Origin of the sequence: Paenibacillus arenilitoris, assembly GCF_014705655.1 — a bacterium.
In the GTDB taxonomy this organism is placed as follows: Bacteria; Bacillota; Bacilli; order Paenibacillales; family Paenibacillaceae; genus Pristimantibacillus; species Pristimantibacillus arenilitoris.
Window position 1 is genome coordinate 21,214 of the sequence record NZ_JACXIY010000049.1, and the last position, 25,717, is coordinate 46,930.

At 47.8% G+C, this 25,717-nt stretch carries 24 protein-coding genes and 1 pseudogene; 2 read left to right on the forward strand and 23 right to left on the reverse strand.

Features of this window, described 5'->3' with window-relative positions:
- Positions 1–20: 20 nt before the first annotated feature.
- From IDH41_RS28245 to IDH41_RS28310, 14 genes and pseudogenes are all read right to left on the reverse strand, one after another.
- A complete protein-coding gene (locus IDH41_RS28245) occupies positions 21–1,139 on the reverse strand; it encodes a PQQ-dependent sugar dehydrogenase (RefSeq protein ID WP_190867186.1) in 1,119 nt (372 codons plus the stop codon).
- Between the two features lie 264 nt (positions 1,140–1,403).
- A pseudogene (locus tag IDH41_RS28250) lies at positions 1,404–1,784 on the reverse strand (aldo/keto reductase); the annotation flags it as partial.
- A 28-nt stretch (positions 1,785–1,812) separates the two neighbouring features.
- Entirely contained in the window at positions 1,813–2,640 is an 828-nt protein-coding gene (locus IDH41_RS28255) for an SDR family oxidoreductase (RefSeq protein ID WP_190867190.1), read from the reverse strand.
- A 6-nt stretch (positions 2,641–2,646) separates the two neighbouring features.
- Complete coding sequence (locus tag IDH41_RS28260; RefSeq protein WP_190867193.1) at positions 2,647–3,078, reverse strand: nuclear transport factor 2 family protein; 432 nt, start codon at positions 3,076–3,078, stop codon at positions 2,647–2,649.
- A gap of 15 nt (positions 3,079–3,093) precedes the next feature.
- On the reverse strand, positions 3,094–3,945 hold the full coding sequence (locus IDH41_RS28265; protein WP_190867195.1) for an aldo/keto reductase: 852 nt from the start codon (positions 3,943–3,945) through the stop codon (positions 3,094–3,096).
- Between the two features lie 28 nt (positions 3,946–3,973).
- Positions 3,974–5,143 carry an MFS transporter gene (locus IDH41_RS28270; RefSeq protein WP_190867197.1) on the reverse strand — a complete coding sequence of 390 codons (1,170 nt, stop codon included), beginning with the start codon at positions 5,141–5,143 and terminating at the stop codon, positions 3,974–3,976.
- Between the two features lie 21 nt (positions 5,144–5,164).
- Complete coding sequence (locus IDH41_RS28275) at positions 5,165–6,169, reverse strand: AraC family transcriptional regulator (RefSeq protein ID WP_190867199.1); 1,005 nt, start codon at positions 6,167–6,169, stop codon at positions 5,165–5,167.
- Positions 6,170–6,347: 178 nt separating this feature from the next.
- Positions 6,348–8,000, reverse strand: coding sequence for a response regulator transcription factor (locus tag IDH41_RS28280; RefSeq protein WP_190867201.1), 1,653 nt, complete (start codon positions 7,998–8,000; stop codon positions 6,348–6,350).
- Positions 7,987–9,738, reverse strand: coding sequence for a sensor histidine kinase (locus IDH41_RS28285; RefSeq protein WP_190867203.1), 1,752 nt, complete (start codon positions 9,736–9,738; stop codon positions 7,987–7,989). Before IDH41_RS28285 ends, IDH41_RS28280 begins: the two co-directional genes overlap by 14 nt.
- A gap of 36 nt (positions 9,739–9,774) precedes the next feature.
- Positions 9,775–10,653, reverse strand: coding sequence for a carbohydrate ABC transporter permease (locus IDH41_RS28290; protein WP_190867205.1), 879 nt, complete (start codon positions 10,651–10,653; stop codon positions 9,775–9,777).
- Between the two features lie 19 nt (positions 10,654–10,672).
- Positions 10,673–11,542, reverse strand: a complete 870-nt coding sequence (locus IDH41_RS28295) for an ABC transporter permease (protein WP_223830142.1) — start codon at positions 11,540–11,542, stop codon at positions 10,673–10,675.
- Positions 11,543–11,704: 162 nt separating this feature from the next.
- The gene (locus IDH41_RS28300; RefSeq protein ID WP_190867209.1) at positions 11,705–13,453 is read right to left on the reverse strand and encodes an extracellular solute-binding protein; all 1,749 of its coding nucleotides are present in this window, start codon (positions 13,451–13,453) and stop codon (positions 11,705–11,707) included.
- A 122-nt stretch (positions 13,454–13,575) separates the two neighbouring features.
- Positions 13,576–14,886 carry a family 4 glycosyl hydrolase gene (locus tag IDH41_RS28305; RefSeq protein ID WP_190867211.1) on the reverse strand — a complete coding sequence of 437 codons (1,311 nt, stop codon included), beginning with the start codon at positions 14,884–14,886 and terminating at the stop codon, positions 13,576–13,578.
- Between the two features lie 583 nt (positions 14,887–15,469).
- On the reverse strand, positions 15,470–16,210 hold the full coding sequence (locus IDH41_RS28310) for an SDR family oxidoreductase (protein ID WP_190867213.1): 741 nt from the start codon (positions 16,208–16,210) through the stop codon (positions 15,470–15,472).
- 305 nt (positions 16,211–16,515) lie between these two features.
- Between IDH41_RS28310 and IDH41_RS28315 the strand changes: the two genes are divergently transcribed.
- The gene (locus tag IDH41_RS28315; protein WP_190867215.1) at positions 16,516–17,061 is read left to right on the forward strand and encodes a TetR/AcrR family transcriptional regulator; all 546 of its coding nucleotides are present in this window, start codon (positions 16,516–16,518) and stop codon (positions 17,059–17,061) included.
- A gap of 87 nt (positions 17,062–17,148) precedes the next feature.
- Here IDH41_RS28315 and IDH41_RS28320 read toward each other — a convergent pair whose 3' ends face one another.
- The 7 genes from IDH41_RS28320 to IDH41_RS28350 form a co-directional block, all read right to left on the reverse strand.
- Positions 17,149–17,817, reverse strand: coding sequence for a cytochrome P460 family protein (locus IDH41_RS28320; RefSeq protein ID WP_190867216.1), 669 nt, complete (start codon positions 17,815–17,817; stop codon positions 17,149–17,151).
- A gap of 29 nt (positions 17,818–17,846) precedes the next feature.
- Positions 17,847–18,101, reverse strand: coding sequence for a hypothetical protein (locus IDH41_RS28325; protein WP_190867218.1), 255 nt, complete (start codon positions 18,099–18,101; stop codon positions 17,847–17,849).
- Between the two features lie 83 nt (positions 18,102–18,184).
- Positions 18,185–19,165 carry an aldo/keto reductase gene (locus IDH41_RS28330; RefSeq protein WP_190867220.1) on the reverse strand — a complete coding sequence of 327 codons (981 nt, stop codon included), beginning with the start codon at positions 19,163–19,165 and terminating at the stop codon, positions 18,185–18,187.
- Between the two features lie 168 nt (positions 19,166–19,333).
- Complete coding sequence (locus IDH41_RS28335) at positions 19,334–20,509, reverse strand: MFS transporter (RefSeq protein ID WP_190867222.1); 1,176 nt, start codon at positions 20,507–20,509, stop codon at positions 19,334–19,336.
- 291 nt (positions 20,510–20,800) lie between these two features.
- Entirely contained in the window at positions 20,801–21,265 is a 465-nt protein-coding gene (locus IDH41_RS28340; protein ID WP_190867224.1) for a YdeI/OmpD-associated family protein, read from the reverse strand.
- A 90-nt stretch (positions 21,266–21,355) separates the two neighbouring features.
- Entirely contained in the window at positions 21,356–21,769 is a 414-nt protein-coding gene (locus IDH41_RS28345; RefSeq protein WP_190867226.1) for a DoxX family protein, read from the reverse strand.
- Positions 21,770–22,197: 428 nt separating this feature from the next.
- Positions 22,198–23,424: a cytochrome P450 gene (locus tag IDH41_RS28350; protein WP_190867228.1), complete on the reverse strand. Its 1,227-nt coding sequence runs from the start codon at positions 23,422–23,424 to the stop codon at positions 22,198–22,200.
- Between the two features lie 246 nt (positions 23,425–23,670).
- Here IDH41_RS28350 and IDH41_RS28355 point away from each other — a divergent pair, with 246 nt between their 5' ends.
- Positions 23,671–24,219: a PadR family transcriptional regulator gene (locus IDH41_RS28355; protein WP_190867234.1), complete on the forward strand. Its 549-nt coding sequence runs from the start codon at positions 23,671–23,673 to the stop codon at positions 24,217–24,219.
- Between the two features lie 351 nt (positions 24,220–24,570).
- On the opposite strand, the gene IDH41_RS28360 is transcribed toward IDH41_RS28355, so the two are convergent.
- Both IDH41_RS28360 and IDH41_RS28365 read right to left on the reverse strand, forming a co-directional pair.
- Positions 24,571–24,885: a type II toxin-antitoxin system RelE/ParE family toxin gene (locus IDH41_RS28360; RefSeq protein WP_190867236.1), complete on the reverse strand. Its 315-nt coding sequence runs from the start codon at positions 24,883–24,885 to the stop codon at positions 24,571–24,573.
- Positions 24,872–25,144, reverse strand: a complete 273-nt coding sequence (locus IDH41_RS28365) for a type II toxin-antitoxin system Phd/YefM family antitoxin (protein ID WP_190867237.1) — start codon at positions 25,142–25,144, stop codon at positions 24,872–24,874. The genes IDH41_RS28360 and IDH41_RS28365 overlap by 14 nt, the downstream gene beginning before the upstream one ends.
- Positions 25,145–25,717: the final 573 nt, after the last annotated feature.

Here is a 25,717-nt window from a genome sequence, read left to right on the forward strand (position 1 = left end):
CATCTTCCTTTTCGTAGTACTTACTTCGATTCCGTAAGCGAAATTCTGTACAATTTATCATCATCCGTCTGAGGAGTCCCGCGTCCGTCTGTATTGCTGCTAATAAAATAAAGGATATCGTTTTCAACAAGCACATCTCGAATACGGCCTAGGCCATTCACGATTTCACGCCGTTCTCCCGAGTTTAGATCGAACTCGATAACCGCGGACCCGCTTAGCGCCGCAGCGTACAATTTACCATTGGAATAAGCGATTCCGGAAGGCGCCCACGTCTCGTCGCTGCCGGAAGTAAACTGCGGCGACACCATACCCTCTTGGACTTCATTGCCCTCAATGATCGGCCAGCCGTAATTTTGCCCTGCTTCTATGAGGTTGATCTCGTCGTTTGCATTGTTACCGTGCTCGCTTTCATAAAGCGAACCGTCAGTCGACCAAGCAATTCCTTGCGGATTACGGTGTCCGTAACTGAATATATAGGAATCCGGAAAAGGATTATCGTCGGGGATCGATCCATCGGGATTCATCCGCAAGATCTTCCCGCCTAATAAGTTCAAGTCTTGTGCGATCTCCGCCACATAGATATCGCCTACCGTCGCATAAAGTTTTCCGTCCGGTCCAATTTTGACCCTTCCCCCATGGTGGTACATGCCACTTGGAATGTCATCGAGAAGAATCTGCTCTTCCTTCCATGAGTTACCTTCCAAGCGTAACCTAACGATGCGGTAAAACTGACCGTTGTTGCTTTCATACGAATAATAAGCGTAGGCGAGGTTAGAGTCCGTAAAGTCGGGAGCAAGCTCCAACCCCAGCAGTCCTCCTCTTCCTGTAGTCATCAGCTCATGCTCAAGTTCTACGACCTGCCGTTCCGCAGCTCCATCTTCTATTTTTAAGATTGTCCCTTCCATTTCCGTTACATACAAAACATTTCCACTTTTTTCAATGGACCAGGGCATCTTCAACTGATCCGCCACAATCTCCGGTTCGCCGGTTGATACTGCCTTATCCGCTTGCTCATTAATGATCTGCGTATCGGATGAGCTTGGCTGTTCGGAAATCGAATTGCGCTGATCATCTGAGGAACAGCCAGAGATAAAAACCATTGCAGCAATAAAGATTGATAATTTGATGGTGTTCAACATTATTCACCTGACCTTTTAATGTGTATTTTTTAGGGATGATCGATAAATCCAAATGCGGGTCATCGCAAATGCGTCTTCTCTATTGAATATACTTTAGAAAGGGGCAAGAAACCTGAGAATTACCTTATAACTGCCTGAGAATAGCGGGAAATTTTTTAATATTAAGAAAGAAACCTGCAAAAAAAGATGCCCCAAGGTAAGACCCGGGGCAACAACTGGAAATTAAATCCTGTGAGATGTATTGGCTGGATCCCCCGCCCTGCTTTAGAGGCCGGTCATTCTTTCCATGGCCTCCGTATAACGCGCCCCCATCAACTTTATCTTTGAGGCTGCAGCATCAATCATTCGAATATCTTCAGTCGTCAGTTCAACATATAACGCGCTCAGGTTTTCTTCCAGCCGATTCAATTTACGGGTACCCGGGATCGGAACAATCCACGGCTTTTGGGCAAGCAGCCATGCCAGTGCAATCTGAGCCGGAGTCGCATTCTTCTGCTCGGCAGTCTCTTTGAGCAATTCCACTAGTGCCTGGTTCGCTTCTAGAGCGTCCGGAGCGAACCGGGGAAGAATATTGCGAATATCGCCGGCTGAAAATTTACTATCTGCGTTATAATTTCCGGTTAGAAATCCCTTACCCAAAGGACTATAAGGTACAAAAGTTCACGCGTTGAGCTTACTCGAAATTCGTGTTGTCGGAAACTTCGCGCCATGCTTCGTATTCGGATAGACGTCCTTGATAATGGCGAATAACGGCGCCTACCATGCCCGTACCTGCCAACCAGCGAAGCGGGGGATTGGCATCATTTGAAACCTTAATCAACGCTTTCGCAAGCTTTGCCGGATCGCCGAATTGCTGTCCTGCGAAGTAGAAGTCATGCATTGTATTTCTTTGCTCGGCATAATCCTCGATCTCGATCTCAGAAAATTTGGCAGAGGTCTGCAAATTGGTGAAGTCCGTACGGAACGGTCCTGGCTCAACAATCATTAAGCGAATCCCAAAAGGTTTTAGTTCGGTACTCAATCCTTCTGCCCAACCTTCCAAAGCGAACTTCGAAGCACTGTATACCGATCCTCCCGGAATCGACATGAGACCCATCATGGAACTAAAGACCATAACGTGCCCAGAGTTTTGTTTGCGCATGATCGGCAGAATGGTTCGTGTGAGCCTCATCGTCCCGTACACATTCGTTTCCATCTGCTGACGGATCTGCTCCTCGGACGTTTCTTCGAAGAAACCGAGTTGGCCGTATCCGGCATTATTGACAAGAACGTCAATACGTCCGTATTTTTCCATAGCCTCTTGAACGGAAGCTTGTACTTGCTCTTCATTGGTAATATCAAGCTTGGTGATCAACAGGTTCGGCGAAGTGCCAAGTGCGGTTTCCATTCCTTCCGTTTTACGCGCCGCGGCAACGACTTTGTAACCTTGGTCCAAAGCTTCCTTGGCGATCGCTGCACCAATGCCTTTATTGGCTCCCGTAATAAACCAAACTTGTTCCATAAGTTGTCACCCCTTTATTTCGCGGCGATCTTGCCACACGAAGTGCGACGTTCTCTTGGCGATCAACCAACGCCCATTTACATAGGCATATTCATCGCTGTATTGAACCGCGCTGGAATTTTTAATTTTCTTGCCGTCTTCGGATTGAATTAAGTCCACTAAACAATAGAGCGTCCCGGTCGCACGGTTACCGTCGATTGACACGGTATGTTGGCCATTGAAATGATACACGGTTTCAAAATGACTTAAGAACGCTCCAAAGCCTTCACCTAATGCTTTGGGTCCCGTTAAGCTTGACACTAACGCTCCGTTAACATAAGAATCCACCGTGGCATCTTCGGCAAAAAGTAAAATTTGATTTTGGATATCTTTCTTATCCGCCAGAATCGAGAAATGATCGACAAGTTCCCTCAGTAACCTAACGTTTTCTAATTCCATAATCTATTCCCTCCACTAAGATTGAAATTTAAAGCTGCTGAGCGCCTTTACGATTTCAGGATCGTTATGCGACAGGAACAAGCTCTGTTTCATGTCCAAGGCAGCGATCGTATCCATATCTTCTTGCTTCAATTCGAAATCGAATATATTAAAGTTCTCACTGATACGTTCTTTTCGAACGGATTTTGGAATCGCGACAACGCCTCTTTGCGTTAACCAACGCAAAACGACCTGCGCAACGGACTTGTCATATTCCCCAGCTATGGATACCAGCGCTTCGTTCTGGAACATATGGTTTCGACCTTCTGCGAACGGTCCCCAAGACTGGATTTGAACTCCATTTGCTTTCAAGAATTCGGCGCTTTCGACCTGCTGGCAGAAAGGATGCGTTTCGATCTGATTTACGGCCGGCGCAACCTCGTTATGAATGATGAGATCAATCAGACGATCCATCTGGAAGTTGCTGACACCGATCGCTCGAATTTTGCCTTCGCGGTACAACTCCTCCATCGCGCGCCAAGATCCGTACACATCCCCGAACGGTTGATGAATTAAGTACAAATCTAAATAATCGAGCTGCAGTTTCTCTAACGACCTCGCTAAGGCTTTTTTCGTGCTCTCGTAACCGGCGTCCTGAATCCATAATTTCGTGGTGACGAAAATTTCCTCTCTTGGCACGCCGCTTCGTTTTATAGCCCGCCCAACCGCTTCTTCGTTCTGATACGCCGCGGCAGTATCAATAAGACGGTAACCGACCATCAGAGCCTCATAAACGGCTTGCTCGCATTGTTCCGCATCCGAGATCTGATAAACTCCAAAACCAAGGATCGGCATTTCTACACCGTTATTTAAAATTACATTTTGCATACAATATCCTCCCCATCATAATTGAAGACTAAGCTGTAAGTCGTTCGCCTTTATAGAAGAAATTCCGGAGTAACACGGCCGCGAGACTCAAGACCAAGAACAATAATCCTCCAACAATGACATATCGGATTCCCATTCCTGAAAGGAAAAACCCGCCTACAGCCGTGCCAAGCGTAATACCTAAATTTCCGCAAGTAAGGAACAATCCATTCGCGAATTCGGGCGCTTCGGGAGCTGAAGACGCGATCCAATATTGACTAATATTGTTTCCGATCGCAAAGATCACACCCCAAGCTACAACGACAGCGATCACGACCGGGCCAAAGAAATGGCTTAAAATGAACGCAGCTGTATACGCGATCCCCAAAATGATGGGGTAGGATACGACAGACTTGCGTGCGTTATTGGCAAGTAATTTCCCCGCCAAGAGGTTACCGCCAAGGCTTGCGATCCCAAAGACGAATAATACGAGGCTTAATGTTTGTCCGGATATCATCGAAATGGTACTCAAGAACTCGGCAAGATAGCTGTTTACCGAGGCGATCGCAGAGTTGATAAGAATAACGGCAGCGATCGATAACCATACGATCGGTTTTTTCAAGACGCTAACTTGGGCACCACCGGAAATGGCTGCCGCAGCCGGCATCGACGGGATCAAAAATAAGGTTGCGACGAACGCAGCCGCATTCACGACCGCAAAGAAAGACATCGCCCATTGCAAGGAAGCTGCATTCGCGATAAACGTAGCGATCGGAACGCCAAGAATCATCCCCGCGGATACCGCCATCATAATCTTAGCGATCGATTTCGGAGCATCTTCCGGCTTGGAGGAAGTCGCCGCGAGCGTCAACGCCAGAGAAATATATACGGGATGGAAAAATGCCGGAACGATTCGGGCAAACAGTAACACAGTAAAGTTCGTCGTAAAGATGGAGATCAAGTTGCCAATTATGAAAATGCCGAGTACGAATAACATGCCCCTCTTTCGATTGAAGCGCGAGAACAATACCGGCATCGTCGGACCGGAAAAGGCCACAACAAGGGCAAAGAGGCTTACAAGCCACCCGGCTTGAGAAACGGTGACCCCAAAGGTATCGGCGATGACCGGTAAAATCCCGATGACGCCCATTTCCGTGCTTAATATGCCAAACACGCCTATAGCAAGGATGAGAATTAGCAAGTTATTGTTTTTTACCAAATGTGATATCTCCCATCTCAATCATCGATTGTCGGCACGCCAGTTGGAGGGCGTATCCCCTTCCCACAGACGGAACGCGCGATAAAACGAATTTTGATCCTCATACCCGAGCAGGAATGCGACTTCCTTAATATCAATCGACGGGTCCGAAAGATACTCTTGTGCCTGTTCTCTTCGAGTATCCGTCAAAAGTTGCTTAAAGCTTGTGCCGTCTTCGGTAAGGCGGCGCTGTAAGGTGCGAAAGCTCATTCCAAGCTCGCTTGCTATCACCTGAATATCGGGTCGGCCGGCAGCCAAGCTTCGTTTGATCATCCACTTTACGGTCTGCGTCACCGATTTGGCTCGTTGATATTCATCCAACATTTTGTCCAGCGCCGGGGTTAAGATCTCCAACAATTCGGCGTTATAGGACAGAAACGGACGATCGAGATCCTTTCGGTAAAGCGTTAATCGATTCCGACCAGTATGAAAGTGCACGGGGCAGCCAAAGTGCGCCTCTAACGCCTGACGGTCCCCCATCGAACAGGTGAACTCCACCCGGTCCGCTTTTAATGGTATCCCCGTTCCTCGCCGTCCGATCTCAAGCAACGAGGCAATGGTGACTCCGGACAACATCGACGGCTCTGGACCTTCTGTATATAACCACTCCAGTTGGATGGTACATAGCTCGTTATCTTCGTCGATATGGAAGCGCTCCGGGGCGCACATTTGTTTATATCGGGCCATGCGGTGCAGGGCGTCGCGGTAGTCCCGCGCGTGGTATGGAGCTAATACGCTTGGCGGCAACTGCGTCGTTTCGAAATTCGTCATCATCTTAATGATGCCCGCTGCCGGATCATCGACCATGTCTGAAAGCGCCTGCCATAGCATGAAATACTGAGCGGTCGTCACCCCTCCCGTTTCGGTAAGTACGGTAAGGGGCAATCGAGCTTTGCGAACGACGTCGTGCGGTGCAATGTCTAATTGACGCAGTCCTAGCCAAAAACCTGCGGGAATTTTTATCCGGTCAAGTGCATGAGACGTCACCTAAGTTTGCCCTCCTTTGATCTCCTCTCCAATTGATTCTAACGAATTTGGGATGAGGAGTATCTAACGATCCGCGCCAAAATTCTTGCTTCTCATGCCAATCTTCTTGAAATAAGCAAGAACTGCACCCCGATGGGCTGTATGTGCCTTCGGCATGCAGTTCTGTTTGGCTTCCTATTTAATCTCCCACACTGTTCCGATATTGCTGTGGCGTCATGCCATAATATTTAACGAACACTTTATTGAAATAATGAGGTGTCTGGTATCCTACCTTGGCCCCTATCACATAAACCTTTTCTTTCGAATGCCTCAGCAAGTTTGCCGAAAGCTCCATTCGGTACTTCAATAAATATTCACTCAGATTTTCTCCTGTTTCCTGTTTGTAGATTTTCGATATATAAGCCGGATGCAACCCAATCTCATCCGAAATACATTTCAAGGACAAATCTTTGTTTAAATTGTGCTCAATAAAAGTATGAATTTTATCAACAATCCCCACATAGTGGAAATGATTTTCATTTTGGAAGTGCAGCTTGAATTGTTCCAGGCAATCGAACACCCATTTCTTAAAGGATTCCATATCCAGCATGATATGGCCTTCGATCATTTTTCGAGACAATTCCCCTAGCACGTCGTTCAGCCGTTTGCCGCTCTTATGGGCCGCGAACTGGAAGGAGCCGCATATCGTGTAGAACGCCTCACGGGCATAATCCTCGTAGTTGCCTTGCTTCTGGCTAAGCTCCTGGAACACCTTATCAAGGCGCTCCTTCGCCTGATCCCAGCGCTTGGATTCCATCAGATGGAGCAGGGTCGGGGCTTGGTGCATGGAGACAAGATTTCCGTTCATAACCGGCTCCGGAAGGTCCGCGATGGATGTGAAGAATCCGACCGCTTTCCCGACATTCCCCCGGAGAATGAGTTTGCCTTTCTCATAGACGTCCGGAAGCTCGCCGGGAAATCGAGCCCATTTTTTGACCAAACCAATCGAAATGATATAGTGCAAATATTGATATACCTTCCTCTGCAGCTCTTTGGCTCGTATCTCGATCTGATGAAGCGTATGCTCACTGGGCTCTTTATCCTCTTCATCCGTCTGAAGCAGTGGTTTAATCAGAATGCATAACTTCGCGGGCGCATCGATAGCCCTCCAGAGGAAATACGATTCTCCGAAAATTTCTTGCGCCAGATTGAAAACCGCATAATAAACAAGAGATAAATCAAACTCATTGTAGCCGCCGAAGTCGTCTTCGAGCTTAATGACCATAAAAGCAACAACATCTCCATAAAACAGGGGCAGGTCCATTGTGTCCAGCTTGGTAATTAATGCCGATTTGGGAAACTGCTTGCCACGAATCAAATTCTGCAGCAGCTGCTCACGCAGAATTGGAAGATGCTCGCGGAAGGAGTACTGCAGCTTATGCTGCCGCTCCCTTGCAATCTTTTCCTGCTCGATCTCATCAATAACCGTCTGGAGTGAAGCCACTAGTTCATCCGCGGCAACGGGCTTCATCAGATACTTGGAGGTTTGAAGCTCCAGCGCTTGTTGAGCATACTCGAAGTCTGCATACCCGGACAGCAGGATGCATTTAACGGGCATCGATGCTTTGCGAATGTGACCAATTAGATCAATCCCGCTAATTTCCGGCATTCGAATGTCAGTCAGCAAGATGTCAATCGACTTCGCCTGAAGAATTTCAAGCGCTTCTTTGCCCGAGTATGCGGTGTGCACCTGATCAATCGGCAATCCAGTTTCCTGTATTAGCCCTGAAATACTTTTTACTTGATGAGGATGATCATCGACAACCAAGAGCTCATATTTAAATTTGCCCATTGTTCATCTCTCCTTGCGTATTGAAGATGCGAATGGCAACTTTAAGTCCGCCAAGCTCGGATCGGGATATATGCAGACCGGACTTCTCGCCGAACCTGCGAACAAGCCGCTGGTGTACGTTCCATGTCCCGCTCCACTCGTAACCATCCGAATTCACGCGCAAGCTGGCATTCAGTTTTTTAATGGCGGACTCGTTCATGCCAATACCATCGTCCTCGACGCTGATGTCCAGATAAGCTTCATGCCAGACGGCATTCACCTCGATTCTGCCGCTGCCAAGCCTATTCTCGATACCATGCACAATGGCATTCTCCACAAGAGGCTGCAGGGAAAGTCTAGGAATCTTGATCTCCTCTGCCTCAGGCGGAATACGCAGAACATAGGTTAAGCCGTTCATCTGCATCTTCAGTATCTCCAAGTAATTGCGAACCAATTCTATCTCCTCCCGAATAGGAGCCAAGGTATCGCTATACTTGATGGTTGATCGGTAATAACGGCTCAGATGCTGCGTGAATGCGATAATGGCCTCTTTGTTGTCCATCATGGCCATGCTTTGGATAAAGGCGAAATTATTGTACAGGAAATGCGGATTAATCTGCGACTGTAGCTGCTTGACCGTCGCTTCTTTGACACGAATTTGCTCTTGATAGACATGCTCGATCAGATTGTGTATTTCCTCCGTCATTTGATTGAATTGCTCGTACAAAAAGGAAAATTCCCTGTTCGTCTTTTTTGTTATGCGGTGTAAATAATTCCCGTTCCGCATTTTTTTGACCGCATGAATAATTTGCATAATCGGCATCTGTACGTTCCGGTACAGAAGAGCGGCGGCAGCCACGCCGATTAGCAGCAGCAAGGCGGTTGCCGCGTAGAATCGATCGCTGCTATTCTGAACCGGCTCCATTACCTTGTCCAGCGGTGTGAACTCCACCAAGTACCAGCCGAAAGTTTCCGAGCGGGCATAACAAAGAAGATAGCTCTGCTCCTTTATCCGCACAACGCTGGAACCTTCCGTTCCGAGCTCCATCCCGTGCATGAATTCGATGATCGTTTCCTGATCTTGAGCGAAACGGTCGTAATAGATGGGCTGATATAACGGGTGGTAGAAAAAAGGCGCGCTAGGCTTCCCGGAACCGAACGTTTTGAGCATCTTCTTGATGTTCGATTCCGAAATGGCCACTTCCACGATTAAATTCATTTCCTTTGGTTTCTTCTCCAGGGTAAAAGGCTTGGTCATATGTCGGATAAAGTAATTTTCTTCCTTAATCCCAAGCTGCAGCGGCTTGTAAACCCAATCGTTGTAAAGATTCGCCTCAAAGTACTCCATACTGTACTGAGCTCTTGGGTTGTTCGAAACCGCCGCGCCTGTTACCGGCGAGTAAATGCCCAAATGATTAATCCAGGTCATGGCGTTGCTCTGCAGACTGACTTTCTTCTGAAGCACTTCCTTGGCCCGGATGGCATCGTAGGTAAAATCATTGATGCCCTCATCCATGAGCTTCAAGGCGTCTGGATCGTCGAGCAAGATATATGCCGTTCCCCATAACTGCTCGTTTATAAGATCCATCTGACGAAGGAAGAACGTCAGACGGCTGAGATTCGATTGTATCAATTCATCTCTAATGACCTGCGTCGCGACTTGATTGGACTTGACATACATTAGCAACGTGGGGACAATTAGTATCGCAATGACAATCGTAATTTTGGAGAACAGGTTCATATTCCGCAGCAGTTCCATGCTTTTACCTCAACTTCAACAGGATATTCCTATAATCTACCCTTTAACGGAACCGATCACAATGCCTTTTACAAAGTATTTTTGCAGAAACGGATATACGATCAGGATCGGGAGCGCCCCGATGAATATTTGCGAAGCCTTAACGGTTCGGTTGGAGATTTGCTCCAGCTTCTCCGGATCGACGCCTGTCTGGGCGAAGTTATCCTGAACGACGATGGTCTGAAGGAAGGAGGACAGCGGATATTTATCTGAGCTGGTCAGATAGATAATGCCGTCAAACCAGGAGTTCCAGTGAATAACCATCGTGAATAGGGATAAGGTCGCAATCGCGGGCATGGATACCCAAATATAGATAGAGAATACCGTTCTAAGATGCCCCGCGCCGTCAATAAGAGCCGCTTCCTCCAGCTCCGCAGGCAAATTCCGGAAGAAATTCAGCATGAGAATGATATTCCATACGTTAACCGCATTCGGGATGACCAGTGCCCAAATGGTGTCATATAATCCGGTATTGGATACAACCAGATACGTCGGAATCAAACCGCCGTTGAAGAGCATCATGAAGATGAAGAACCAGGAATACATATTTCTCCCTTTGAATCGGTCATTGGACTTGGATAAGGAATAGGCTGCCATGACAACGATCGTCATTGAAATCGCCGTTCCGAGCACGGTTCGTTCAATTCCGATCATAAGCGCTTGTAGGAACTTATCGTTGCCCAGCGTCTGCATATAGGCATCCAAGGTAAAACCGACAGGCCAGAAATTGACGATGTTCGCCGTTGCCGCCGCCTTGGAGCTCAAGGAAACCGCGAAAATATGAATCAGGGGCAGCACGCAGCAAATACTTAAAATACCGATAAACGTATAGTTCAATATCGAGAAAACGGTATAGGCAGGAGAACGAAATCGCATAGCAGGCACACCTCGCATGTTAAAATATTCGATAATTGGCAAGCTTGTAAGCCAATCTATAGCTGATGACAATAAGTATGAAACCTACGATCGACTTGAACAAACCAACGGCTGTAGCAAAGCTGAACTGGGCGTCCAATAATCCGATCCGATATACGAAGGTATCAATAATATCGCCCTTCTCGTATACCAATGGGTTATACAAATTGAAAACCTGATCAAAGCCTGCGTCCAGAACTCTTCCCAGAGACAAGGTTCCGACGACGATAATGATCGGCAGAATCGAAGGCAGCGAGATATGCAGCACTTGCTTCCATCGATTCGCCCCGTCGATCTCCGCCGCCTCGTATAGCGAAGGGTCGATGCTTACGATCGCAGCAAGGAATATAATAGTCGAGAACCCGAATTCCTTCCACACATCTGATACGACCAGCACGATGCGGAACCAATCTCCGTTCGCTAAGAAGAATATAGGGTCGATTCCGAGAACGGCCAGAAAACGATTTAACAGCCCTCCCCGAATCGACAAGATATCCACGAATATACCTCCGAGGATGACCCAGGACAGAAAGTGCGGCAAATAAACCAAGGTTTGAGCCGCTCGCTTGAACCAACTTTTAGCGATCTCGGTAAGGAGTAGTGCGAATAAGACAGGCACGATTAATTGAAAGACGATCTTCATTCCGGAAATGATAAGCGTATTTTTTATCACCTGCAAGCTATCCGGATAGTTGAACAAGTATTCGAAGTGCTCCAGTCCAACCCACGGCGAATTCCGGATGCCCAGCCAGGGCTCATACTCCTGGAAGGCGATAACAATGCCAAGCATCGGCGTATAACCGTAGATCAATGCGATAATGACAGCGGGAAGCAGCAGCACATGCAGCATCCCGGTTCGCTTCCAATAGGATGCGGCTCGAGACGCCTTTTTTCCCGAGGGTACACTTGATGTGGAAGCAGCACCCGTGTCCAGCTTATTCATAACATTCATCCTTTCTTCTAGTGTCGAGAGACTTTGGGGCTAAGCCCCAAAGTCTCTCCCAATTCATGCTTATTTTTTCGATGAAGCATACCATTCGTTAACTTCCTTGATAATATCTTCCCCGCCGCTCTTCTTCCACTGATCGACAAATTCGTCGAAATATTCGATCGGCTCATCACCGTATATAATTTTGAGGTAGCTTTCTTTCATCAGCTTCAACAGCATTTCCTGTTTCGCAAGCATTGTCTTGGTCGGCGCACCCGTGAACAGGTTGAACACGGCTTGCTCATTCTGACTGATGCGGACCATGGCTGCATCCAGCTGCTCGGCATTTTGCGAGGCAACCTGCCCATCCGTCCAGTTGTTGATTTCTGCGTTAGGATCGTTGTTGAACTTCTCTAAGGACGCATCGATCAGGTATGGAACAAAAGGCGTGTTCGTAATCGGCCATTTCACGCTGTATCCGACCGTTGGATCGCCCGGCTTAGGCCATTTCTCCTCCGGTACGCCGCGCTCTTCGTATTTGCCCCCAACCACTTGTCCGTCATGAATAACGTAGTCGTAGCCTTCATGCCAGCCTTTTGCAATAGATTCATCAAAGTAAGGATCCGATTCTCCGAAGTTTGTGGCATATATTTTGCCCCAGTACGCGAAGTAAGCCTCTGGATGCTCAAAATCCTTGTTCAGCATCTTATAGTTCGCCACCAGTGCTTTCTCTCCCCGACCGACGTTGCCATCCGGTCCTGCAGGAATCGGGAATGCCTTGAAGCCCCCAGCATCCTTCAGAGGCCAACCGGCCATCCAGTAAGGTCCGAATATGATGCCCGCTTTGCCGGATGCCGCCATCTCGCCGGCTTTGGCCGGATCCTTGATACCGGCTTCCGGATCGATATATCCGGCCTTCATCCAGTCATGCATCTGCTGCAAAAATGTTTTCTGCTCAGGAGCGATCGTGCCAAATTCCAGTTCCCCGTTCTCATTCTCGGTCCAGAACTCCTGCATGTTGTAACCAACCGGAATATGATCGCTGAACATTCCCGCGATCGGATCCCCCGTTGCCATCCAGTTATAAGGACCGTCTATTAACGAAATCGCCAGACCGACTGTATCGTTAGCTCCGTTCCGATCCGGATCGTCCTCCGTGAACGCTCTCAGCAATTCCGAGAACTCATCCAGCGTAGTCGGCGCTTTCATACCCAGATTTTCCAGCCAGTCAGCTCTGACCCACATGACGGGCCCTTCATCCATGGCGAAAAATTCTGGCAATCCGTAAATTTTACCGTCTCGCGTGACAGGTGCGAACGCCTGAGGATATTTATCGTATAACGCTTTCATCTCCGGAGACAGATACTTGTCCATGTGTTCGTTCAGCGGCATTACGGCATTGGCGTTAATCAAGTCGATCGCCAAATCGGTCTGCGTATTGATCACATCAGGCAGACGCTTCTTCCCGGCAAGCAGCAACCGAATCTTTGTCTTGTAGTCCTCCCATTTCGGGACGACAAAGTCAAACTGCACATCGATTCCCATCGTTTCTCTCATCCAACGGGTGTGCATGTTGTCTTCGAAGCTTTCACCGGACTTGAAGTCGTTCTGGTTTTCCGCAAACGTATTCGCCGTTCGAATCGTAACGGGAGGATCGAACTTGAAATTTGCCGGATTATCCAATACCGTACTCTCGGCGCGATTGGAATTTCCTGTGTTCGCACCGTTTGCGCTTGACCCGTTATCCGACTGTCCGCCATTCGAGCAGGCTGTGAGCACCCCGGATAAAGCCAAAATGAAAACCAAAGACAGCTTTGAACCTTTCTTTAGCATGTTGTTTCCCCCTATGCGTGGTTGTGTCCTGCAACCTGAATATAGCATGCGTTTTCTTCGTCAAAAATAGAACAATATTTAGATGGTATAACGATATTAAAACAATTCTTTAATCCGCCTAACTACTTGGTAAATTGCGGCAGCATATCTGCATGTACCTTCAGCATTCGGTCGAGCGCCTCGAAGGCGGCAGCCTTGTCCGTAACGGCCGGATCGATCTCAAGCGCGGCTCTCGCAAGCTCCCGGTTCCCTTCTACGGCCGCCCGTGCGGCAAGCTCGTGAACATCGGATATGCTGCGGATCAGCTTCGCCAACTCGGAGGGAAACTCGGGAACGGGCATTGGTTGCAGCTCGCCTTGATGGATTTGGACGGGAGCCTCGACGATGCGGTCTTCAGGCAGCTGAGACAGGCTCCCGTTATTCCTAAGATTGAGAATATCGACACGCACGTCCTCCTCCCACTCCAGCGCAACCGCCAAATCAACCGGATGCTCCCAGCTTGGATGCTTGAACAACTCTTGCCAATCCCGTTGGCCGTCTGCGATCTCGCGAAGCTCCATAAGACGCAGCCTGCGCTCCTCCTCGCTTCCATGATAGGGCGGCGTGACCGTGTATCGAATATCCTCCTGGAACGGCAAATACTCGGCATGATGATCGACGGCTCCTGCCGCTACCGCCCCATATTGCTTCAGCCATCGCTGCATGACGGAGAGCTCGCGCCAGGTCCATTCCGGTTGATTGGACCAATCTCCCTTAATCAGATATTGCTCCAGAAGCGGGAGACATTCCTCTCCTGATTTCCTATCTTTGACACTCACAACCCAGGCGAAATGATTCAACCCCGCAGTTACGATCTCCACCTCTTCGGGACGTTTGCCGATCAACGAAGGAAGAAATGCGTAACCGTCCGGTCCACGATACGCTATATTACAGAACCCGGCGCTTTTTATTGCAGTAAATCGCTCAATCGCGGTTACAACTCGAGGCATTGGATTCGTGACATCTAACAACATGGCGTTCGGGCACAGCCGCTCCATATCCCGGCAGATGTCCATCAGCAGCGTGATCGAGCGGAAGCTGTTCAGCAAGCCGCCTACCCCTCCGCATTCCCTAGCTTGATCAGGCATGCCAAGCTCCACTAATATGTCATAATCCATCTGCCATCTCCTCGCGCCTTGCGGAGAAGCCGATACAATTACGTAATCCGCTCCGACTAACGCCTGTTCGCGATCGACTGTCGCCTCAATTTGAACGGTAACGCCCAGCGCCTTAGCGACGGTACGTCCGGCAGCTGCCATTGCCAAGGCAGCTTCTTCGTTCAAGTCGACCAAAATCAGCTTGCTCGTATTGTCCAGCCGATGCTTGACAATAACATCCTCCACTACGGTATGCGCAAATACAAAGCTGCCTCCGCCTATAACAACGATGTTCAAGTCACAGTCACTCCTAGCTTTTTTTATAATAGAAGGCAAATGAGATTGAGGAGCTTCTACCGCAAATGAATCCAAAAGCAATATCTCGCAAGGAATCACGGAATCTGCATGTCGCCACAGCCGATCATATCAAAAGCCCGGGTAGTTAGATATAACACGATTTATAACTACTACAACAATGTTAAGATGGGATGCCAGTATAACATCAGTTCCTAATATTTAGTGCCGCAGGCAACATTTGTAATTCCGCTATTCTATCCGACAACTGAACGACAACAGGAGCAGCTGCCACGGCGGCAAACTGCTCCTGATTATTGAACTATCGTTCTCAGTTACTTTCAATAGAGCTCAACAGACCTGCTCATGATGAGGACATTAACGCAAGAAGCACTAAAAAATGCCGTTATCGAACTCATGTCAGAGAGGAGTTTCGACGATATCACCATCGCACATTGATCAACTCCGGGCGATATGCAAGTCGTCAGCCGTCCTGGATTTCGTAAGCGGAACCTTGGTATGGACCGAGTATCTGGATCGCAATTAAGACGGAAATCATTGGAGCAGCCGCCGACAGAATCGGCTGTTACAGCTCTTGGCGTGTCGGACGAATGATCATTTCATTAATCGCAACATCGGACGGTTGTTCGATGGCATAGGCGATCGCTCGTGCAATGCTGTCGGCATCAATCGCAATCATGTAGAACTCATCAATCGCCGTTTTCAGTTCCAAACCGGAAATCGTTTCCGGCAATTCGCTGGCAACCGCTCCCGGCGAGATAATGGTCGTACGAATATTGTTTATGCATTCTTCTTTACGAAGTCCTTCCGTAATTGCTCTTACAGCAAATTTCGTGGCGCTGTACACCGAACCTGCCGGCCCGATAAGGTGTCCTGCCACCGAAGAAATATTGATGATATGTCCTTCTTTTCTCTCCCTCATGGAAGGTAGAACTGCAGCAATTCCATAAAGGACGCCCTTGATGTTTACATCGATCATCGTGTCCCATTCTTTGATTTTTCGCTCGTACAGCGGCGATAGCGGCATGAGTCCCGCATTGTTGATCATGACGTCGATTTTCCCGTACGTTGTAATTGCAAATGCAGCCAGAGCTTTCACCTGCTCTTGCGAGGTTACATCTGTGACTTTATAGATCGCTGTTCCGCCTTTGCTTTCGATCTCTGATTGAATTTTATGCAAACGATTTTCACGCCGGGCTGCTAGCACCAACTTTGCGCCTTTTGCTGCAAGTTCCTTGGCAGTCGCTTCTCCGATCCCACTGGATGCCCCCGTAATAACTACAACTTTATCTTGAATATTAGACATACGCGATACCTCTCCTTTTCATTAAATGTACTAATACATAATATTGTACGACAGTACATAATTGATCGTGCGTTTATAATTATAGCTGGACATATGAAAGATTCAATTGTTAAATGAACTCAATTTGTTAATTAGTAAACACAAGTACCATTATTGTTCATTATATGGCGAGGACATTCCCATCGGCGGTTGTTCGTTAGCATGTATTTAACATTGATAAATTAATGGACATATGTTAAAAATGATAGAAAGCATTATTATGAATATATTCGTCTTAATCATTTTGAAAGCATGGTGACCCGCCGATGGCGAAAATTGATCGAAGAATACTCAAAACCCAAGAAGCGCTAAAGAAAGCTGTAATTGAATTGATGAACGAAAAAAATTTTGACGACATCACCATACAAGATCTCTCCGACAGGGCCAATGTCAGCCGAGGTACGATTTATCTTCATTACATGGACAAATATGATTTACTGGATAAGCTTATTGAAACTCATATCAACGAACTTCGCGAAATTTGCAAAGCAGCAGCTGACATGGATTTTGTTACTGGATCACTCCTTTGGACCGAATACCTTGATAACAATTACTCGTTTTTTTCACTGATGTTAGCGAGCAAAGGAGCGCCATTTTTTAGAAGCCGGTTCCTTGAGTTTCTAATCGAAGAGTTTAAGGACGAAGTGGATGTCGCCAAAGGCAAGAACCTAGGGTTAAATGAACAATTAATGGGGCAGTTTGTTGCTTCGGCTTACGTGGGCGTAGTGGAATGGTGGTTTATAAATGAAAAGCCTGTACCCCATGAAGTATTGGCTGAACAGCTTGGGTCGCTGTTGGAGAGAAATTTATAGACGCTGGAACGCGGATAATGAAAACAAAGAGACAGGAACATTGTCCTACTAGTCCTGTCTCTTCTTTCGCTCCCAGCTGCTAATGGTTTACGTGTTTTCTTCGTTGTTTGTCATGCTGACAAGATAATCGGTTAATGCATGGATCCTCCATTCTTCCACAAGTGAACTGGAAGCCGTTCCTGCCTCGCCCTGAAAATCCTCTAGCTCGAAAGTCTTCATTTCATCTAAAGTGTAGACAAAGTCATCCCGTTCCTGCGATGCGTGGCACGATATGCAGCTGGCTACATCCCTTTTCATATTAACCGATTGATCTGCATTGAAGGCTTGGAAACGCCAATCTCCATTTTGCTCCTCGGCAGGCTGGTCCTCCCAATCTGTGCGCTTCTCCATCACAAAAATATCAGACAGTACCTCATCTCTATAAATTTCAAGAGCGATGACGCTCCCACTCGGTATTTCTCCGTCGTTCTGTAGCGCTTCGATCGATTCAGGACTCACGTAAAGCTTCTCATGAGCATTTCCGCGATCGACCGTTGTGTAAATCAAACCATCCGTATAATTCTCAGGAAATTTAACAACCCCGCTGCCATTTTCATTCTCCTGCTGTTCTTCTGACGGCTGTTTAGGAACGGTCATTTCATTGGAGTTCATTTCATTGGAGCCGGGCACGCTCATTTCATTGGAATTACTCTCACTTCCGCATCCGGATAATAAGAAGGCAAAAATCAAGGCGATTTGTACATACGACTTTTTCATACGGTCTTCCTCCCCTGATTTCCTATCCGTCAGGATAAGCTTTTCTTTTGTTTTTGTACAAATTTCAAGCTGGAAGCATCAAAGCGCCAGTCTCCAAAAGGATCGTATACGAAGAGCTTGGTACCAAGATTTCTTTCAAAGGAAGCCTGCACGCCATATACAACAAGGAATACCGCCAAAGCGCGCAACGAAACGGTTCGAATACGGCCCCGTTCGGTGATTCCAGTCATTCTTCGAATAGCATTGATTATCGTACCCCACGATATTCCAATATGAATGGCCATTAGAATAAATCCCCAATCGCCGTTAGCATAAAAACGGTCATCATAACATCGATAATCAGCTTTATGAACATATCTCGATTTAACTACTGCGCTCCAACGACCCGGTGAGGCACATATAGCTCTTCCAGCGATTTTATTTCATCCTGTGTTAACGTTATCGAAAGGGCATCTACCGCTTCTTCGAGCTGGGCTATGCTTGTAGCGCCAATAATCGGAGCTGTCACCTGTTCTTTCTGCAGCAGCCAGGCAAGCGCGACTTGAACACGGGGGACACCGCGTTTTTGTGCAATATCCGCTACCCGGTCAACAATGACTCGGTCCGCCTCTTCCGTTGCGCCGTATTTCCATTTCTGCGCTTGGTCGGTTTCGGAACGCCGGGTCGTCACGGACCAATCACGCGCCAATCTGCCTGAGGCGATAGGGCTGTATGGAATGACGCCGATTTTTTCTTCCTTGCAAAGCGGCATCATCTCCCGCTCTTCTTCCCGGTAAATCAGATTTAAATGATTTTGCATGGATACAAACCGGGTCCAACCATGTCGTTCAGCCACCTGCAGCGACTTCAGAAACTGCCAGGCGTACATAGCAGATGCCCCGATATATCTTGCTTTCCCTGCTTTCACCACGTCATGCAAGGCTTCCATCGTCTCTTCAATGGGCGTATTGTAATCCCAGCGATGGATCTGGTACAGATCAACGTAATCCGTTCCCAGCCTTTTCAGGCTCTTATCGATCTCACTCATAATTGCTTTTCGCGAAAGGCCTGCGCCATTGGGTCCTTCATGCATTCTGAAATGAACTTTCGTTGCGATGACGATTTCATCCCGATTGGCGTATTCCTTCAAAGCCCGCCCTACGATTTCTTCGCTTGAACCGATGGAATAAACATTCGCGGTATCAAAAAAATTAATGCCTAGATCCAACGCTTTTTTAATAATCGGCCGACTATTCTCTTCATCGAGCACCCAGGGGTGCGTCCACCGCTCGGCTACCCCAAAGCTCATACAACCTAGACAGAATCGAGATACATCCAAGCCGGTATTTCCCAGTTTCACATATTCCATTCGTTTCCCCTGCTTTCCAAGTCGTATTTTCCTTCCAAATCATGCTGCATCCGATGACTGTTCGTCGCCAGGTCGTCTATATTATCCCACTTGGAGTTAACTCCAAGTCAATGCTATTTGCCATTATTTTTTTTCCGCAACGCTTTGCCCTTGTTAGATGGGATATTCCTACTTCCGGGCTTCGCGCAGAAACGGTTCGGTTGGCGAAGCATCGGCTTTCAACAAACGTTTCACAAAAAAAGCGAACAGCAGCAAGGAAAACGCGACCGATACGGCGCTTACCGTGAACAAGGCCTGATAGCTCATATACTGGGAGACCCATCCTAACAGGATCGCACCAAGCCCAATGCCGAGGTCGGTAGCCGTTGAGAAAGAAGCATTAGCGGCCCCAATACGGTCCGGGCGGGCAAGACGTATCGTTATCGCTTGAAGCGCCGGCTGTGCGGAACCGAATCCAATCCCATACAAAACCGCCGAAACGAGCACGCCGAACAAGCCGGACGAGAAGCTTAAGGCAATTAAAGCCAAAATCGTGATGACAAGAGCCGGTACAATGACAACCATCTCCCCGTAACGGTCCGAAAGTTTTCCCGAAACGGGGCGAACCAGGACAAGCGTTGCGGCATAGGCCAGAAAAAAAGCGCCGGAATTGACCTTGATCGATTCCGCGAGCAGCGGTACAAAGGTGGTAATCCCGCCGTAAGCAATAAACAGGAAAAAGACCGATGCCGTGACGGGCAGCACGGATTTTTCGAATAATTCGATTCTCCTTGCGCTGGGCTGCGGCCGAAAGGGCATGCTGGCCCCTAACGTCAGGAGCAGCGCTGCGGCAGCGAGGATGGCGACGATGAGAAACAGAGCATGGTACGACAGGTCTTGTATAATCCAAATACCAAGCATCGGACCGATTGCCATAGCCAGGGTCATGGCCGTGCCAAACCACCCCAAACCTTCTCCTCGGCGGGCGGATGGGATCATGTCCGTAATCGCGGTGAGAATGGCGGTTGTGGAGACGGCCCAGCTCATCCCGTGCAATATTCGCAGTCCCATCAATACGAGGATTCCGCCGATCCAGTCATACCCATACATCACCAAGGCGAAGAGAATCAGCCCCCAGACGATGAACGGGCGCCTGCCGAACCGGTCCAGCAGCCCGCCGACGATCGGGCGGAAAATAACGGCCGTCAGCATGAACGCGCCCATCGCCAGACCGACCTGAGCTTCGCTGCCGCCCAGCTGTTTGATGAACATCGGAAGCGTCGGATACAGCATATAAAATCCGATGAATAGAAAAAGAGTCCCTGCTGTCATGAGAATAAACGACTTCGACCATAGTCGTTCCAACTTTCATTCCCCCTCGTTTCGTGTTCTAACCATTCGCATGGAATAAGGCATGATTGGACTCTTGTAAATGATTATAACGAAGGTCGAAATCCCTTCAACGGTTAGATTGCGTGGATTTGTTAAGTATTGAACAGATCGGTGAACATTGTCTATTATTGCATTGATGTCCGGACACATGAACGTAACCGCTGTCTGTAATTGCAGTTCATATGCTCTCGCACAAGGATGCGAATACCCGTCGCACACAAAAAACCGCGCCTTAGCGACGCGGTTGAATGGATTCATCTTCAATTAATCGTTCAATCCCTTGCCATCCAGAATATGCGGCAAATATTTTTCGATCCTTGACTCGCGGGTTTTGGATTGTTTGGGTTCGGAGAAATGAAAAAGATACGCTCTTTGCCGTCCCGGCGTCAATGCCTCGAAAGCCGTTTTCAAGTCGGGGATTTCAACGAATTTATTTTGCAATTGTTCGGGAATCGTATATTCCGTCGTCTTTTTATACTCCACCTGCAGGCCGGCTTTTTCAACTTCAATGGCTTCATCTTTGTGAAACAGAAGCGCGCAGTATTCTTTAAACCCATGGATTAACACGATGTTCTTCCCCTGAAACGTGTAGCATGGATGCATCCACTTAAAATCTTCGGTCAGGTCGCTGTCAAGAACGATTGTTCGGAGTGCCTCGAATTCTTCCTTCCAGCTTTTGGCCTTTCTTAAAAATCCGTCAACCTTAGGATTCATTCTGCTTATTGTCATACAAAGACACTCCTCAATCACTAATAGTCAAAAATGATATTTTCAATTTTATCAATGATTTCCGTAGCTTTCCACTCGTTGTCCATCTTCTTACAGTCTGCGGCTCTTAGGACGCAGCGCCCACGAGGCGATATTCAGTGCGGCATACGAAAGCGGAAGGATAATCGAGAACCCGCTATCGTTAGCAAGCGCATGAGAGAAAGCCGCACCCGTCATGAGGAAGAAGATGCCGGCGTGAGCCCATTCTTTCAGCCGGGGAAAACCCGGCACGACGAGAGCGACGGCTCCAAGCACTTTCCATATCCCGAGAATCGTCATGACGTATAAGGGATAACCCAAATTCGTTACCAACTCGATATTTCCCCCCAATTGCATCAGCTGCCCGATCCCGCTTAACGTAATAGCTGCTGCGAGCAATAATGTGACCGTCCAATAAGCAATCCCTTTACCTTGGGACTCGGTTTCAGCTTTCGCGGAAATTCCCGCACCGATCATCTTGCTCATTTGTTTTCCTCCTCATCATGGTTTGATGCGAAACTTATTTACATGCCGAACTTTCCGTATGACTCGCTTATAATTGGACACCATTTGGTGTCGATTTGATTATAGGACACCGTTTGGTGTCTTGTCAATGATATCTTTCAACACGACCGATTAATAAAAACCGGCAGCATAGGTTCCAATGAAGTCACCTTACTTTTGCCACGCAGAAAAAAAGGGGCCCGCATCTCTGCGGGCCCTTCATCGTTTAAAATCGCCTTAAATTCGACATAGCCAGACTTCTCACCCGAACGGGACCTAAGAGGCCGCTCGGTTCCTGCTGCGCAAAGGCCGATAAGAAATCGCGCTGATCCTTCGCGAGCGTATTACGCAAAAAAGGGGAGGCGGCTCCCCCCTTCTAAGTCTCGCAACCTATTAGCAAATCGAACGCGTTAACCGCTATGTTTAAGTACAACAGGCAAACTTGTTAAGGACATACCTGCAATCGATTCGGTTATATGTTTCCCTACGTCGAACCCCTTCGCCTGATCCATGTCGGCGAACCTTTTTACAAACGAGGCTATAGCCATATTTGCTTCCATCCGAGCGAGCGGTGCTCCCAAACAGAAATGCGGACCGGCACCGAATGCCAGATGGCGTTGATTGCCCGGGCGATGGATATCGAATACTTCGGCGTTCGGAAATTGGGATTCGTCCCGATTCGCAGCGCCGATCCATGCCACGATCGCTTGCCCCTCCTTCATCTGAGGCCCGAAAACATTCGTATCTTGCGCTACCCTTCGATCCATCGAAGCGGGAAAACGGAAACGCAGCACTTCCTCGACCAGCTTAGGAACCAAGGTCAAGTCGCTCCTAAGTTCTTGATAGACATTTGGCTGGTCGTACAGCATGGAATAAAAAATATTGGAAAGAAGAGTGGTCGTCGTCTCGTTGCCCGCGCCAAGCAGGCCGATGGCCGACATCACCACTTCTTCATCCGTTAATCGTTCGCCATCCAGTTCGGCCTTAGTCAAGTCGGATAGGATATCATCTTCCGGGTGCTGCCGTTTCTCCAGGACAATAGGATACAAGTATTCCACGAACGCCTTCATGGCGATTCCCTTACGCATGTCGATGTCGGCGTAATCCTCCGTATTGTAAGGGAGGAACAGAATATCAGACCATCCTTTAATCAAGCGGCGATCCTTAGAAGGGACTCCTAGCAAGTCTGCGATGACGGTAACCGGAAGCGGAATGGCCAGCTTTTGCACGATGTCTACGGTCGGGACGCCTTCCATGTCCGCTATCAACTCGTCGACGATATCCTGAATCCGCGGTTCCCACTCTTTGAGGCTGCGGGGCGTGAAGGCTTGAGAGAGAAGAGCGCGCCGTTTTCGATGCTCCGGCGGATCCACCAAGTTGACATTGCTCCGGCTTTCCAGGCGATCGGGTATCGGAATCAAGCTTCTCTGCTTCTTGTTTGAGAACAGCTCGTGATCGAACAGCACTTGCTTCACATGGTCGTATAAAAACACGTTCCAAACCTCTTGCTCGGCATCGAAATAGACAGGATTATTGTCCCTCATTTCCTTATACCAAGCATACGGTTCCCAGCCGGCTTCCTTGGTGTTAAGCTTCATGATTTCGTTCAGCAGGATCATCTGACGCTTCCCATTCATAATCGTTCCCTCCAATCCGGATTAATCTGCATGAAATAAGCGTAATTATTTTACAATCGGCCTTCCTCTCATGACGATTTTCCCAAAGAAATCAAATTTAAGCTCGAAAACCTCCTTCCTGGGCAAACCAGAATTGGCTATGCAAATTTTATATGTTATTCTTACATAGGTTAGTTTAACATATATTATGAGTTTCCGGCATTTGGATAGCGCCGTTCACCAAACGTTCACATATAGGAGGATTCCATGTACGCAGACATATTAATATTGGGACAGTTGTTGTCGGGTCCCAAGCACGGCTATGAAATCAAGAAAAACGTTCAGGATGCGCTCGGGGAATCGTTCGAAATCAATAATAATTTGTTGTATCCCGCATTGCGGCGTTTTCTGGAAATGGGGGCGATTACCAAGAAGGTCGAGAAAATGGAAGGCAAGCCTGACCGGCATGTCTACCTGATGACGAACGCGGGGGAAGAAATCTTTAATGAGCTCATACGCGATTTTCCAAGGAAAGCGGCCGCTAATCCGATGGACTTTTTAGTACGCGTCGCTCTTCTCGACCGTTTGGAGCCCGAAGCGCAACTCGAGATTTTGCATAATCGGTTAACGGTGTTGGAGGAGGAGATCGCTCGATATCGAAAGTTTGACGACGCCCATTCGGAAAATCGATTTGCAGCGGAAGTCATTCATTTCAAAAGAATGCAAACCGAGCATGAAAGGAATTGGGTGAAAAAGCTGATGAGCATCGTCCAACCGACGGCCTCGGCTTCGGAACATGACGGGTCTTTCTTTTGATTGACTGCTATTCCGCCATCCCTTCCGCTGTCACGGACTGGCCGACCGGAATGTGATTTCGCTCCGTCTGCTCGTTGCCAGGCGTTTTCGTTGCGGCCTTTCCGGACTGGATGGTGTCCAAGTAATGTATCTAAATACAAATGTCCAGCATTGCCGAATCTTTGATTGAAAGGGCTGACGAAGCCAACTCGACGAAGACTTTTAGCGGTAGATTCAGACGCCGTGCTCCTACGCATTCGCTCCGTCCGCTGCTTGTAATCCGTGGTTCATAGCGATTGCTCGCTAAAGTTACGACTGCCCGTCGCATTCAAAAACGCAACCTTAATTAGGTTGCGTTGATGTTTTATTTGGTCACAATATATTGCGCCAGTTCCGTCTTGTATATAGAATCCTCTCCACATCGACAATCTTGAAGGCTTCATCTATCGTATAGAAAACAATGTAATTTTTAACAATAAGCTTGCGATAACCCAACATGGCAAGCCTTTCATCCTGTACATGAGGATATCTCTGAGGATGATCCTCTAAATCCAAGATAGCCTGTTCAATTGTTTGCATCATTCCGAGTGCAGTTTCTGGAGCTGCAAGCTGTGCAGAAATATACCTCACGATGTCTCGGAGATCATTCTCGGCAGGCGCTGAAATATCTATTTTATAATTGCCCATCCTTTATCTCCCGCTTGATATCTTGCATCACATCCTGAAATAAGCGTTTCCTTCCCTCTGTTACCGCTACCCGACCTTCGTCCAACAAACGGTATAGCTCAAGCTTACCATTCATCATCTCATAGGTTTCCATGCTCATCACAGCCAAATCACCTTGCCCGTTTTTCGTAATAAACACGGGTTCTCTGCTTTCGTGGCAGAATTTTGAAATATCGTTATAATTGTTTCTTAAATCCGTACTGGATTTGATATTCGGCACGAACTCCACCTCCACTCAATCTAAAGATATTATATGCGAATTTCTTTAGATCAGCAACCCAGCGGTAATAACAACATGTCGTATAGGCAATGAAATCGGAAAAATCGTCAATAAAATGAATTGGTTTATAATTCATACCGGATTGCTGCATGGCATGTTTTTGTATAAGTGTGCTATTACGATGACCAGCCGAACCATTCCGTTAAAAGGTCTTGGTCTTTTCAACATTTAACGACTTCAAATCCAACCAAAACATATCGATAAAGAGCCCGCTTCCCCGATGCGTATTGTATCCATCATAGGAATCATAGGGTGCGTCATTGCCTTGCGGCTGACAGCATAACTAACCAATGATTCAGCATCTAGGTTTTCAAACAATTGGTCTGCAATCCCTTATGCCACTCGCCCATTCACGTTTCTCTGACAAGTCCTTAAAGCCTTTCGCTATATAATCAAGGGTCGGTCTCCTTGAGGGGCTATACCAAAACAAGAACAAAATCACCTAACGGTGACTTAACGTGCTAGCCGACGGTTACTCTTCCGCCGGCTCTTTCTTTCTCACCAAGTCTCCGT

Bases quoted from the DNA above. Each gene is read 5' to 3' on its own strand.
- IDH41_RS28290 (WP_190867205.1), bottom strand. From the start codon at position 10,653: ATGCGATTTCGTTCTCCTGCCTATACCGTTTTCTCGATATTGAACTAT.
- IDH41_RS28285 (WP_190867203.1), bottom strand. From the start codon at position 9,738: ATGGAACTGCTGCGGAATATGAACCTGTTCTCCAAAATTACGATTGTC.
- IDH41_RS28320 (WP_190867216.1), bottom strand. From the start codon at position 17,817: ATGAAAAAGTCGTATGTACAAATCGCCTTGATTTTTGCCTTCTTATTA.
- IDH41_RS28265 (WP_190867195.1), bottom strand. From the start codon at position 3,945: ATGCAAAATGTAATTTTAAATAACGGTGTAGAAATGCCGATCCTTGGT.
- IDH41_RS28255 (WP_190867190.1), bottom strand. From the start codon at position 2,640: ATGGAACAAGTTTGGTTTATTACGGGAGCCAATAAAGGCATTGGTGCA.
- IDH41_RS28360 (WP_190867236.1), bottom strand. From the start codon at position 24,885: ATGGGCAATTATAAAATAGATATTTCAGCGCCTGCCGAGAATGATCTC.
- IDH41_RS28330 (WP_190867220.1), bottom strand. From the start codon at position 19,165: ATGGAATATGTGAAACTGGGAAATACCGGCTTGGATGTATCTCGATTC.
- IDH41_RS28315 (WP_190867215.1), top strand. From the start codon at position 16,516: ATGGCGAAAATTGATCGAAGAATACTCAAAACCCAAGAAGCGCTAAAG.
- IDH41_RS28340 (WP_190867224.1), bottom strand. From the start codon at position 21,265: ATGACAATAAGCAGAATGAATCCTAAGGTTGACGGATTTTTAAGAAAG.
- IDH41_RS28280 (WP_190867201.1), bottom strand. From the start codon at position 8,000: ATGGGCAAATTTAAATATGAGCTCTTGGTTGTCGATGATCATCCTCAT.
- IDH41_RS28345 (WP_190867226.1), bottom strand. From the start codon at position 21,769: ATGAGCAAGATGATCGGTGCGGGAATTTCCGCGAAAGCTGAAACCGAG.
- IDH41_RS28310 (WP_190867213.1), bottom strand. From the start codon at position 16,210: ATGTCTAATATTCAAGATAAAGTTGTAGTTATTACGGGGGCATCCAGT.
- IDH41_RS28260 (WP_190867193.1), bottom strand. From the start codon at position 3,078: ATGGAATTAGAAAACGTTAGGTTACTGAGGGAACTTGTCGATCATTTC.
- IDH41_RS28325 (WP_190867218.1), bottom strand. From the start codon at position 18,101: ATGGCCATTCATATTGGAATATCGTGGGGTACGATAATCAATGCTATT.
- IDH41_RS28300 (WP_190867209.1), bottom strand. From the start codon at position 13,453: ATGCTAAAGAAAGGTTCAAAGCTGTCTTTGGTTTTCATTTTGGCTTTA.
- IDH41_RS28355 (WP_190867234.1), top strand. From the start codon at position 23,671: ATGTACGCAGACATATTAATATTGGGACAGTTGTTGTCGGGTCCCAAG.
- IDH41_RS28295 (WP_223830142.1), bottom strand. From the start codon at position 11,542: ATGCTGCATGTGCTGCTGCTTCCCGCTGTCATTATCGCATTGATCTAC.
- IDH41_RS28245 (WP_190867186.1), bottom strand. From the start codon at position 1,139: ATGTTGAACACCATCAAATTATCAATCTTTATTGCTGCAATGGTTTTT.
- IDH41_RS28350 (WP_190867228.1), bottom strand. From the start codon at position 23,424: ATGAATGGGAAGCGTCAGATGATCCTGCTGAACGAAATCATGAAGCTT.